The 12912-nt window shown below is 34.8% G+C and carries 6 protein-coding genes; 3 read left to right on the top strand and 3 right to left on the bottom strand.

The features are described from left to right. The first annotated feature begins 7 nt into the window (after positions 1–7). Entirely contained in the window at positions 8–1750 is a 1743-nt protein-coding gene (locus GBO31_RS17110) for a carbohydrate-binding protein (protein ID WP_219009610.1), read from the top strand. 111 nt (positions 1751–1861) lie between these two features. On the opposite strand, the gene GBO31_RS17105 is transcribed toward GBO31_RS17110, so the two are convergent. Together GBO31_RS17105 and GBO31_RS17100 are read right to left on the bottom strand one after the other, a co-directional pair. Beyond that, positions 1862–4537, bottom strand: coding sequence for a DNA gyrase/topoisomerase IV subunit A (locus GBO31_RS17105; protein WP_219009601.1), 2676 nt, complete (start codon positions 4535–4537; stop codon positions 1862–1864). A 37-nt stretch (positions 4538–4574) separates the two neighbouring features. Continuing rightward, positions 4575–6428: a DNA topoisomerase IV subunit B gene (locus tag GBO31_RS17100; protein ID WP_219009600.1), complete on the bottom strand. Its 1854-nt coding sequence runs from the start codon at positions 6426–6428 to the stop codon at positions 4575–4577. A 346-nt stretch (positions 6429–6774) separates the two neighbouring features. On the opposite strand from GBO31_RS17100, the gene GBO31_RS17095 reads away from it, so the two are divergent. After that, positions 6775–7875, top strand: coding sequence for a Gfo/Idh/MocA family protein (locus GBO31_RS17095; protein WP_219009599.1), 1101 nt, complete (start codon positions 6775–6777; stop codon positions 7873–7875). A 9-nt stretch (positions 7876–7884) separates the two neighbouring features. Continuing rightward, positions 7885–10509 carry a glycoside hydrolase family 31 protein gene (locus tag GBO31_RS17090; RefSeq protein ID WP_219009598.1) on the top strand — a complete coding sequence of 875 codons (2625 nt, stop codon included), beginning with the start codon at positions 7885–7887 and terminating at the stop codon, positions 10507–10509. Positions 10510–10610: 101 nt separating this feature from the next. On the opposite strand, the gene katG is transcribed toward GBO31_RS17090, so the two are convergent. Then, a complete protein-coding gene (katG, locus tag GBO31_RS17085; RefSeq protein WP_219009597.1) occupies positions 10611–12803 on the bottom strand; it encodes a catalase/peroxidase HPI in 2193 nt (730 codons plus the stop codon). Positions 12804–12912: the final 109 nt, after the last annotated feature.

Here is a 12912-nt window from a genome sequence, read left to right as displayed (position 1 = left end):
TTACACAATGAAAAAATTAAAACACCTATTAACCACCAGTATGGTGGTATTCATGAGTTCATTTCTTCCGGCCCAATCACTGTATACACAGGACGGAACTGATCCCACTTGGGAATATATCATGGCCAATGATTTAATACCTGTTGGATATAATTCAACGGATGGAATAACTGGTTCTACGATTGATGTAAACCAGAATCATCCAGAAATCAACTCAAGTCCTTATAGCAATAGGCCTATCCAAGAAGAAACAGCCATTCACACCCTTGGAAATTCTACAATTAATCGTCCAGATTTTCATAAATGGTCGCGCTGGTATCAAGAAGATGGAAACACACAGGTATTTCGTTTGTTTAAAGACGAAATTAATGTAAGAAATGATGTTTGGTACAAACCACGTATTGAAGCCGAACTTAAAGATCACGTAACCGGAAGCACTATAAAAAATGGAGCCGACTGGGTTGAATGGAGTGGCACATATACCGTTTTAAACCCAGTAAAATGTACAATTTTCCAAATTTGGGGTAACGGAAGTAGCAATATAGTACTAATGCTTCATATGGAAAATGATGGGAGAATTAGATATAATCCAAGACAAGGAGGTTCAGGCTGGAGAACAATGATTGATGATGCAACCGGCAAAAGCTTTCATATTAGAGTTAGAGATTATGGAAATAAATATGAAGTATATTTAAATGATGAGTTGTTTGCTACTAGAAACTATAATAGAAGTGGCGGCGGTCATTTCCGTTGGGGATTATATCATTCTGGAGAAGCAGTAGTGAAAGATTTCATGATGTTTGTTACTGGTGCTCAAAGAAGATATAGTAATGATGATGATAGTGATAACAACAATGCGATTGGCCCTGAAGGATATAGTTATGCTGTTAATGAATCTGAAACCGTTCAAATCTCCAATATCCCATATGATATTGCCTATGGTCAAGACGGGCAATATGAATATTTATTGGAACAAAGAGAAAATATAAGCTGTGATAATGAAACATTTGGTAATGATCCATTACCAGGAACTCAAAAATACTGTTTTATAAGACAATCAAAACTTCCATATCCAGAAGTTGCTACTACCATTCCTGGAATTATAGAAGCCGAAAACTATGATTTTGGAGGTGCTGGTGTAAGCTACCTAGATGAAGATACCGAAAATAGAGGTGACGAAGATTTTAGAGAAAATCAAGGAGTAGATATTGATAATGGTCCGAATGGAAACGGCCTAGCTGTTGRTTGGATTCGTACTGGCGAGTGGTTAGAATACACCATTCAGGTAAGTAAAGATGGATCATATGATTTTAACTTTCATACATCATCCCCAACAGGAAATGGTAGTTTAGGCCTTGATATTGATGGAGAAAGCTTGTTAACAAACATTCCAACTCCTCAAACTGCTGACTGGGATACTTACACCATTTCTAATGCCTCCGCTTTACTAACTGCTGGGGAACATTTGCTTCGAATAAAAATCGAAAATAGTGGATTCAATTTGGATAAAATTGAAATTGCTAATAATCTTCTAAGCACAAACGACCTTAACAAAGAAACCATAAACATTTACCCAAACCCTTCAAAAATTGGAATATTTTATCTTCCTAAAAGTTACAGGTATTCTGTGTATTCTATTCGAGGGAAACTTTTATTTACTTCAGAGTCAGACAAAGTTGATCTTTCTAAGTTTTCGAAAGGTATTTATCTGTTTAAAGTAAATAACACAATCGTCAAATTAGTAAACTAAAAAAGCGCCGTATCGTTAAATACGGCGCTTTTTATTTTTATGTATTAAGCTTTTATATTTACTAAACTATATATCTAAATAAAAACATGTAAGTTATTAAAATACAGGTGCTTAAAACAAGGAAGTTTGTTCTCCATCTCCTTCGTCTTCTGTATCATTATCTAATGTTACTCCATTCCCAGTTTCACCAGTTGAAGCAGCATTTGGATTTACGGCTTCTTCTTCAATAACTTCAATTTCTTCTGCTGGCAAATCTTCTGGTTCATCATAAGGTAATGGGTCTAATAAATTGATTTGTCTTACCTTTTCTGTTGTTAATTGATTGCCTTGCGCCTTAATTCCTTTAACCGCAATAAAATCTTCTAAGCTAATTTCGTCATTAGGTTTTTGATCCTTACCTCTAATTTTGTTATAAACTACCTCTGCAACTGGTCTATGATCAGTGGAAACAATTTCTAAAAATGATTTTTGGTGATCAGAAATAAAATTTTCTTCTTTATCCGCATTTTCAACTATAAAACGCTTCACATAGTAACGTTCTTTTTCACCATCCCAATAAATTGCGGAAATGGGCTTCATAGGTTTCCACTTTTCTAGGACGATCATATCCGAATCAAAATGCACAGTAATTTCAGGCACTATAGTTTTTACAACTCCTTTCTGATTAACAATCAACAACCTATCTTCTCCTTTAAATTCTCCTAGCAGATCGCCTCTTCCATCAACATTTAATCGCCTTACTGTATCGTCAAACCAAATTTTGCGAGGTTTTAGAGTGGAAACTCCTTGCTCTTTCAATTCGATCTTTTTGATATTATATTTCGTTACTATATTACCTTTTACGCCTCTTCCTTTTATCAATAAATCTGAGAAATCAAGGTCAAATTTTAATTTTTTAATACTTCCTGCTTGGCGCAAAAAGATTGTAATTACTTCGGCTTCACCATTTGGATTTGCAGTAAAATAAGTAATCTTAGAGCCCTTTTTACCTTGTGTTAGATCATACTCTTTATCTCTGGTAACACTTGTTACAGCAAATCGTTTTACATAGGAAGCTCCTCCTCTACCATCTTGGTAGATCATATTGTAGATTGTTCTTTTGTCTTTCTTTTTAAATACAGCTACATGAATAATATCCTTACCTACAAATGTTTTTGATCCAACTTTTGTGATCATCATCTTACCATCCGCCATAAAACAGATAATATCATCTATATCAGAACAATCCGTAACATATTCATCTCTACGGAGAGAAGTGCCTACAAAACCTTCCTCTCTATTTACATAAAGCTTTGTATTTCTGATAACAACTTTGGTAGCTTCAATGTCATCAAAAATTCTGATTTCAGTTTTACGCTCCCTTCCTTTTCCGTAGGTTTCTTTCAACCTTTTAAAATAAGAAATCGCATACTCTATCAAATGTTCTAAATGATGCTTTACCTGAGCAATATCTTCTTCAAGAGCTTCAATTTTTTGCTGTGCTTTGTCGATATCGAATTTTGAAATTCTTTTAATTCGAATTTCCGTTAAACGAACGATATCATCCTCGGTAACCGCACGTTTTAGATGTTTGATATGTGGCTGTAACCCTTTATCTATCGCCTGAATAACTCCTTCCCAAGTTTCTTCTTCCTCGATTTCTCGGTAAATACGGTTCTCAATAAATATACGTTCCAAAGAAGCAAAATGCCATTGCTCTTGCAATTCATTAAGTTGAATTTCTAATTCTCTCTTTAGTAATTCCACCGTATGATCAGTAGAACGTTTAAGCATTTCGGATACGCCTATAAAATTAGGCCTACTATTTTCCTCAATAACACATCCTAAAGGAGAGATCGAAGTTTCACAATTCGTAAATGCATACAATGCATCAATAGTTTTATCTGGTGAAATACCACTTGGTAAATGCACTAAAATCTCAACATCTGCAGCAGTATTATCTTCTATTTTTTTAATTTTTATCTTCCCTTTATCGTTTGCTTTAAGGACAGAATCAATTAAACTAGAAGTTGTAGTAGTAAACGGTATTTCACTTATAATCAGTGTGTTTTTGTCTAATTGAGAAATCTTTGCACGTACTCTAACTTTTCCTCCGCGATTCCCATCATTATAATTTGTGAAATCCGCAATTCCTGCAGTTGGAAAATCTGGTAAGATCGTAAAACGTTTTCCTTGTAAATGTTTGATAGAAGCTTCTATTAATTCCACAAAATTATGGGGAAGGATTTTGGTACTCAATCCAACAGCAATACCTTCAGCTCCTTGTGCTAATAGTAAAGGAAATTTTACAGGAAGGTTTATAGGTTCTTTTTTTCGTCCATCATAGGACAATTGCCAATCCGTAACTTTAGGATTATACACAACATCCAAAGCAAATTTAGATAAGCGAGCTTCTATATATCGAGATGCTGCGGCTCTATCACCAGTAAGGATATTCCCCCAGTTTCCTTGCATATCAATTAGCAAATCTCTTTGCCCTATCTGCACCATTGCATCGGCAATACTTGCGTCACCATGTGGATGATACTGCATGGTATGACCAACAATATTTGCCACCTTATTATACCTACCATCATCTAAATCCTTCATAGAATGAAGAATTCTTCGTTGCACAGGTTTCAATCCATCTTCAATTGCTGGTACTGCTCTTTCCAAAATTACGTATGAAGCGTAATCAAGAAACCAGTCCTTGTACATTCCAGTAACTTTGGTAATCACTTCCTGAGGCTGATGATCCTCTGGATTTAATTCATTATGTAATTCTTCGTTTTCGTTTTCTATATCCATACCTTTTTACGGGGCACTTTTTTGTATTCCTATTGGATTAATCTTCTACAGCGTCTAATTCTACTTTCAGGTTCTCGATAATAAATTCTTGCCTACTTGGTGTATTCTTACCCATATAGAATGACAATAACTCTTCAATAGACTTTTCTTTATCCAGCATTACTGGATCTAGACGAATGTCATCTCCTATAAAATGAACAAATTCATCAGGAGATATTTCTCCTAATCCTTTAAATCGAGTAATTTCTGGTTTCCCTGATAACTTTTCAATAGCATCCTTCTTTTCTTGCTCTGAATAGCAATAGATGGTTTCCTTTTTATTACGAACCCTAAATAAAGGTGTTTGTAGAATATACAAATGTCCTTCTTTTATAACTTCAGGAAAGAATTGAAGAAAAAATGTAATTAGTAATAACCGAATATGCATTCCATCTACATCGGCATCAGTAGCTATTACAATATTATTATACCTGAGATCTTCTAAGGACTCTTCAATATTCAATGCTGCTTGCAGAAGATTAAATTCTTCATTTTCATACACAATTTTTTTGGTCATGTTGTAGCTATTTAATGGCTTTCCACGCAAACTAAACACCGCTTGTGTATTTACATCTCTAGATTTTGTTATAGATCCACTTGCAGAATCTCCCTCTGTAATAAATAAAGTACTTTCTAAGTTTCTATCTTTTTTACTATCCGTAAGATGGATTCTACAATCTCTTAATTTCTTATTATGTAAGCTAGCTTTTTTAGCTCTTTCTCTTGCTAACTTACGAATTCCAGATAAATCTTTTCTTTCACGCTCTGCTTGCAATATTTTCCTTTGTAATGCTTCAGCAGTATCTGAATTCTTGTGTAAAAAATTGTCAAGTTTTGTTTTTACAAAGTCGTTTATATACGTTCTAACAGTAGGAAAATCTCCTCCCATTTCAGTCGAACCAAGTTTTGTTTTTGTTTGACTTTCAAAAACCGGTTCCATAACTTTTAAACTAATCGCAGAGACAATCGATTTTCTAATATCACTGGCTTCGTAATTTTTACCGTAAAATTCTCTTACTGTTTTTACTACTGCTTCTCTGAAAGCTGCTTGATGGGTACCTCCTTGTGTAGTATGTTGTCCATTAACAAAAGAATGATACTCTTCGCTATACTGAGTTTTACTATGTGTAATGGCTATCTCAATATCTTCTCCCAACAAATGAATAATTGGATACAACCGATCTTCTTCATTTATGTTATCAGAGAGTAGATCTTTTAATCCATTTTCAGAAAAATATTTTTCACCATTAAAAATTATGGTTAATCCAGGATTTAGGTACACATAATTTTTAAGCATTTTTGTTACGTACTCGGTACGATACTTATAATTCTTAAAAATGGAAGCATCTGGTATAAAAGATACCTTAGTACCTTTTCGCCTTGAAGTTTCTTCTAATTTTTCCTCATTCGTAAGATTTCCTTTCTCAAACTCAGCAGAAGCAGACTTTCCATCTCTGGTAGATTCTACTCTAAAATATRTAGATAAAGCATTCACTGCTTTAGTACCCACTCCATTTAAACCTACTGATTTCTTAAATGCTCTGGAATCATATTTACCTCCAGTATTCATTTTAGAAACCACATCAACTACCTTCCCCAAAGGTATTCCACGACCATAATCTCTAACAATCACTTTATCACCTTGTATAGAAATTTCAATCGTTTTACCAGCACCCATGACATATTCATCAATGGAATTATCGAGTACTTCCTTTAGTAAAATATAAATTCCATCATCTGCTGAAGATCCATCACCTAGTTTCCCTATATACATCCCTGGTCGCATACGGATATGCTCTTTCCAATCGAGGGATCGTATATTATCTTCGGTATATTTTGTTTCCTTACTCATAAAATTTTGGGTAGAATGCTTGCTAATATAAGATTTCACTTACGATTTTAAAATACCCCAACTACAAAGTAATTAACAATTCTGACTTCGTTTTTGTTGATTATTTGACAGACAACGAATTGGATGTAATAAAGCCGTTTCTCTATTACGAGAATTGCATTTTTAATTGGAAGAAAGCCTTTTAAGTCATATTGAAAAGTACATTGTAAAATTTCTCTTAAACTATATCATCTTCGGTTTACATGAGACTTATCAAACTAAAAATTTATTTTTTCTTTGATAAAAGACTACTTACTTTTATGAATTCACCATTTTTTATAAAACCACCTAAAAACTCATAATACTTATGAAAAAGGCTACATTCATACTTGCACTTTGCCTTAATTTAAGTGTGCTAGGACAAGATAATCCATTAAGAGTCGGTGTTATAGGACTTACGCACACTCATGTTCACTGGATTTTTGGTAGTGAACCTCGAGGAGATATTAAAATTGTTGGAATCGTAGAACCTAACAAAGAGCTAGCGAAGCGCTACGCAGCGCAGCATAAATTCTCTATGGATATAGTTTATGATTCTATCGAAGAACTAATCGCTAAAACCAATCCTGAGGCAGTAACAGCTTTTGGAACCATTTATGAGCATTTGGAAGTCGTACAAAAAGTAGCTCCCAAAGGTATTCACGTTATGGTAGAAAAGCCTTTAGCGGTAAGCATGGAACATGCAAAGGAAATGCAGGCATTAGCCAAAAAACATAAAATCCATTTATTAACCAATTATGAGACTACTTGGTATCCAACAAATCATAAAGCTTACGAATTAGTCAAAAAGGAAAAAACTATTGGTGAAATCAGAAAAATAGTTGTTCGAGATGGACATAAAGGACCCAAAAAAATTGGGGTTAACTCTGAATTTTTAGATTGGCTCACAGATCCTGTTCAAAATGGAGGTGGTGCAATTGTAGATTTTGGATGTTATGGTGCCAATTTACTAACTTGGTTTATGGACGGTAAACGCCCGAATAGCGTTACCGCAATTACCCAACAATTACAATCCGAAAACAATCCTAAAGTTGATGATGAGTCAATTATTTTATTAAAATATGACAATGCTGTTGCTGTAATACAAGGTTCATGGAATTGGCCTATCGGCAGAAAAGACATGGAAGTTTATGGGCTAAATGGTGTTATTTATGCTGATAATAGACATGATCTTAGGGTGAGAATTTCTGAAGGTTACGATGGATACGATGAACAAGTAATGAAGTTAGGAGAGAGAGAAGCTCCTTATGACGATCCATTCGCCCTATTTGCGGCGGTTATAAAAAATAAAATAAAACTGAACAGTTTTGACCTTAATTCTCTAGAAAATAACATGATTGTTGTTGAAATTTTAGATGCAGCCAAAAAAAGTGCACAACTTGGTCAGACAATAGTTTTAACAAAATAATCCCTTACTATGTTAAAAAAAATATCACTATTCATCTTTTTAGTAATAATTCTAAAAGTCGAAACATTTGCATTTCAAAACCCAGAAGCAAATTCTAAAGCTATAGTTCTTGTTGATAATGCCAGATTTACTGTACTAAACCCTAGAGTAATACGTATGGAATGGAATAATGAAAAGAAATTTGATAATAGAGCTTCTTTTATTATTACAAATCGTAATACTGTAGTTCCAACGTTTGATACATCGAATGATGATGGATGGTTGGTCATAAAAACCGATGAATTAGAACTTCGGTACAAAAAAGGAAGTGGTAAATTTTCAAAAGATAATCTACAAGTTGCTATACAAGTCGAAGGAAATAAAACCATCTGGACACCAGGCACTAAAAACAATGAAAATCTATTAGGAACAACCCGAACACTTGATGGGTATGATGGTGCTAAAACCTGGGATGGTAAACCTATCCCATTAGAAGAAGGGATTTTATCCAAAAACGGATGGTATGTAATTGATGATACCAAAAGTTTCCGTTTTGATAATTCAGATTGGAACTGGGTATCTGAAACGAAATCTACCTCTGAACAAGACTGGTATTTTTTGGGTTATGGCTTACAATACAAAAAAGCTCTTGCTGATTATACTCTAATTTCAGGAAAAATACCACTACCTCCACGTTATGCATTTGGGTATTGGTGGTCTAGATATTGGGCGTATTCTGACCCTGAATTAAAATCTTTAGTAAATGATTTTAGGCGATATGACATTCCGATTGACGTTTTAATCATTGATATGGATTGGCATTTGACTCATGGAGGATTAAAGAATATCAAAAACCCTCAAAAAGACCCTTTTGGAGAATTATTAGGATGGACTGGATATACTTGGAACAAGGCATTATTCCCAGAGCCAGAAAAGTTTATGGCCTGGACAGATCAGGAAAAACTAAAAACTGCTTTAAACTTACATCCTGCTTCTGGTGTTGCTTCACTCGAATCTCAATATGAAGATTTTGCTAAGAGTTATGGATTTGACACTTCTAATAAAGAATGGATTCCTTATCGTATGGCTGATAAAAAATGGGCTCAGACCTATTTCGATGTGCTGCTTCACCCTTATGAAGAATGGGGTGTGGATTTTTGGTGGCTAGATTGGCAGCAATATCCAGAAAGCAAAGTAATTAATGGTTTAAACAATACCTGGTGGCTCAACTACACTTTTTTCTCAAGTATGGCAAAGCGAACTGGTTCGAGACCATTATTATTTCATCGCTGGGGAGGACTGGGAAATCATCGATACCAAATTGGTTTTTCTGGAGATTATAAAATCTCATGGAAATCTCTAAAATATCAATCTTATTTTACACATACCGCTTCTAATGTAGGATATGGATACTGGAGTCATGATATTGGTGGACACGCATCTGGAGACTTTGATAAAGATGCAGAGTTATATGCACGTTGGTTACAGTTTGGAATTTTTAGCCCAATTCTCAGAACGCATAGTGCCAAAATATCAACTATAGAACGTAGATTTTGGATGTTCCCGAATGAATTTGATCATATGAGAGAACTCATTCATCTTCGATATGCATTAGCTCCTTATACATACACTATGGCAAGAAAAGCCTATGATGAAGGACTTTCCATTTGCCGACCGATGTATTATGATTATGCTAAAGAAGAAAATGCATATACATTTAAATATCAATATATGTATGGTGACCAAATGTTATTTTCTCCTGTAGCAGAACCAGTTGGAGAGGATTTAATTGCAAATCAAAAAGTATGGCTTCCCGAAGGAAATTGGTTTGAGTGGTCAACGGGGGAAAAATATAAAGGTAGCCAAGTAATTAACAATAACTATATGCTAAAAGAGTTACCATTGTTCATAAAAGAAGGATCAATAATCCCAATGTATCCCAAAATCACAAATCTACAGGAATTACCAGATCATCTCTTACTTAAAGTTTATCCAGGAGATAAGGGATCTTTTGATCTATATGAAGATCAAGGTGATAATGATAATTATAAAGAAGGAGCATTTACAATAACAACATTAAAACAGAAAGAAGTGGCAAATAGTAAAACAATTACTATTGCCCCAGTAAAGGGAAGTTACAATAAAATGGTAACATCTAGAAGTTACGAAATCATGTTGCCTGTAAGTTTTCCTCCTATTAAAGTTCAAGTAAATGGTGAAACTTACACTTATAGCGATACAAAACAAGAAAAACATTGGACCTATAATGGTAAGGAATTGACCACAAACATTTCAATACCTAAAGTTTTAACTTCAAACGCCTTAGAAATACATGTTACATATGATACCGAGATTTTAAAGAAAAAAGAACTTTTATATGGTAAACCAGGGAAATTCAAAAGATTAAAAGAAATTATCGGATTAATGAAAATTGAAATTGCACGTGAGAATTGGTGGGCACTATTGTCTAACCGAGTTTTTTCTGCAGAACAGGTACCTGTAAACATAAGCTACAACCCTACTACTATCATCGAACAACTTGAATTATTCGAAAAAAACTACGATGCTATGTTACATGATATGAGAACTCACAGAGATGCTAGAAAGAAAATTACCGACAATATTTTAACTCCTCTAAAAACACGTGCTAAATAATGCCGTAATTTTTAGCCCCATAGAGAATTAGTAGCTACAAATAAAAAAGGTGATCTTTAGTTAAGATCACCTTTTTCAAGTATTAATTTTTCTATTTCATTTTATGCAAGATCGAATCTATCAAGGTTCATAACTTTTACCCAAGCAGATACAAAATCCTGTACAAATTTTTCATTAGCATCATCAGAAGCATATACCTCTGCAATTGCTCTTAACTCGGTATTTGAGCCGAAAATAAGATCTGCTCTAGTACCTGTAAACTTCACATTCCCAGTACTGCGATTACTACCTTCAAATAAGGTATCATCTTTAGACGTAGGTTTCCATGTATAAGTAAAATCTAAAATATTTTTAAAGAAATCATTGGTTAAAGCACCAACGTTATCTGTAAACACACCATGATGAGAACCATTATAATTAGTTCCTAACACTCTCAATCCTCCTACAAGTACCGTTAATTCCGGAATTGAAAGAGTTAATAGTTGTGCACGATCTACTAATAATTCCTCAGCTGAAAGCTTTAAATCACCTCTTAGATAATTTCGAAAACCATCAGCTAACGGTTCTAAGTGTCCAAATGAATAGGTGTCAGTTTGTTCCTGAGTAGCATCTCCTCTACCACTAGTAAAAGAAACGGCTACATCAAATCCTGCATTTTTAGCTGCTAATTCAACACCGACGTTACCTCCAAGCACGATCAAATCTGCTATAGATACATCTCCAGAGAAGTCTTTTTGAATAGCTTCATATACATCTAATACTTTTGCTAATTCGGTTGGATTATTTACTTCCCAATTCTTTTGAGGCTCTAGACGTAAACGTCCTCCATTAGCGCCACCTCTTTTATCAGAACCTCTAAAAGTAGAAGCTGATGCCCACGCTGTTGAAATCAATTGTGATACCGTTAATCCAGAAACAGAGATCATCTTTTTAAGATTTGTAATATCTGAATCACTAAGTGGTGTTCCTGCTGGGATAGGATCTTGCCATATTAACTCTTCTTTTGGAACTTCTGGACCTAAATAACGAGATATTGGTCCCATATCCCTATGTGTTAATTTATACCATGCTCTAGTGAACGCATCTTCTAATTCGGCTGGATTATCACGAAAACGTTTAGAAATTTCTAAGTAATCTGGATCTATTTTTAAAGCCATATCTGCATCAGTCATCATCAATGCCTGTCTTTTAGAAGGGTCTCCAGCAGTTGGCGCAGTTGGTGCTCCCGAATCTGCTGTTGGAGTCCATTGATTAGCTCCAGCAGGACTTGTTGTTAATTCCCAGTCATAATCTAATAATACTTTAAAATAATCATGATCCCACTTATCTGGATTAGGTGTCCAAGCTCCTTCTAAACCACTAGTAATTGCATCATCTAAAACACCAGTTCCATAAGAGTTTTTCCAACCAGTACTCATTTCTTCAATTGCAGCTCCATGTGGTTCTGCCCCAACATATTTATCTGGATCTGCAGCACCATGAGCTTTTCCAAAGGTGTGACCACCTGCTGTTAATGCTACAGTTTCTTCATCATTCATTGCCATTCTACCAAACGTTTCTCTCATAAGTTTGGCAGTTTCTAATGGATTTGATGAACCATTAGGTCCTTCTGGATTCACATAGATCAATCCCATATGAGCAGCACCAAGATACCCTTCAAGATCTCCATCAGCAAAACGTTCTTTATTCGCTAACCATTCTGTTTCATCTCCCCAATAAATATCCTGCTCTGGCTCCCATATATCTTCTCTACCTCCTGCAAATCCAAAAGTTTTCAGTCCCATAGATTCGATGGCACAATTACCTGCAAGAATCATTAAATCAGCCCAAGAAATTTTATTTCCATATTTCTTTTTTATCGGCCAAAGTAATAAGCGGGCTTTATCCAAATTACCATTATCGGGCCAGCTATTTAAGGGAGCGAAACGTTGACTTCCGGAACCTGCTCCTCCTCTACCATCACCAACTCGATACGTACCTGCACTGTGCCATGCCATACGTATCATAAAACCTCCATAATGACCATAATCTGCAGGCCACCAATCTTGAGAATCTGTCATCAAAGCGACAATATCGGCTTTGAGTTCTTCATAATTAATACTTTTAAAAGCTTCCGCATAGTCAAAATCTTCTCCCATCGGATTGGATTTTACTCCATTTTGACGAAGAATATTTAGCTTTAATTCGTTAGGCCACCAATCTCTATTTGATGTTCCTGCGCCAGCGCTTTCCTTCTGACTTCCTCCCATAAAAGGGCATTTACTGATATCACCTGAATTGTGAGAATTATCCATAATGTTATTGAGTTTTAAAGTATGATATCCAAATTTAACCAATTACTAAACCATCATCAATAGGTTTTCTATATTTTTAAACAACATTACAATAAGAAATATCTATACT

The organism is Aquimarina litoralis, from assembly GCF_019295435.1.
GTDB classification, from domain to species: domain Bacteria; phylum Bacteroidota; class Bacteroidia; order Flavobacteriales; family Flavobacteriaceae; genus Aquimarina; species Aquimarina litoralis_A.
The sequence above is the reverse complement of the archived record's forward strand: the minus strand, read 5'-3'. Positions and strand labels throughout refer to the sequence as shown.

Excerpts from the sequence above, each read along its gene's own strand:
- GBO31_RS17105 (WP_219009601.1), bottom strand. The coding sequence starts at position 4,537 with ATGGATATAGAAAACGAAAACGAAGAATTACATAATGAATTAAATCCA.
- GBO31_RS17095 (WP_219009599.1), top strand. The coding sequence starts at position 6,775 with ATGAAAAAGGCTACATTCATACTTGCACTTTGCCTTAATTTAAGTGTG.
- GBO31_RS17090 (WP_219009598.1), top strand. The coding sequence starts at position 7,885 with ATGTTAAAAAAAATATCACTATTCATCTTTTTAGTAATAATTCTAAAA.
- katG (WP_219009597.1), bottom strand. The coding sequence starts at position 12,803 with ATGGATAATTCTCACAATTCAGGTGATATCAGTAAATGCCCTTTTATG.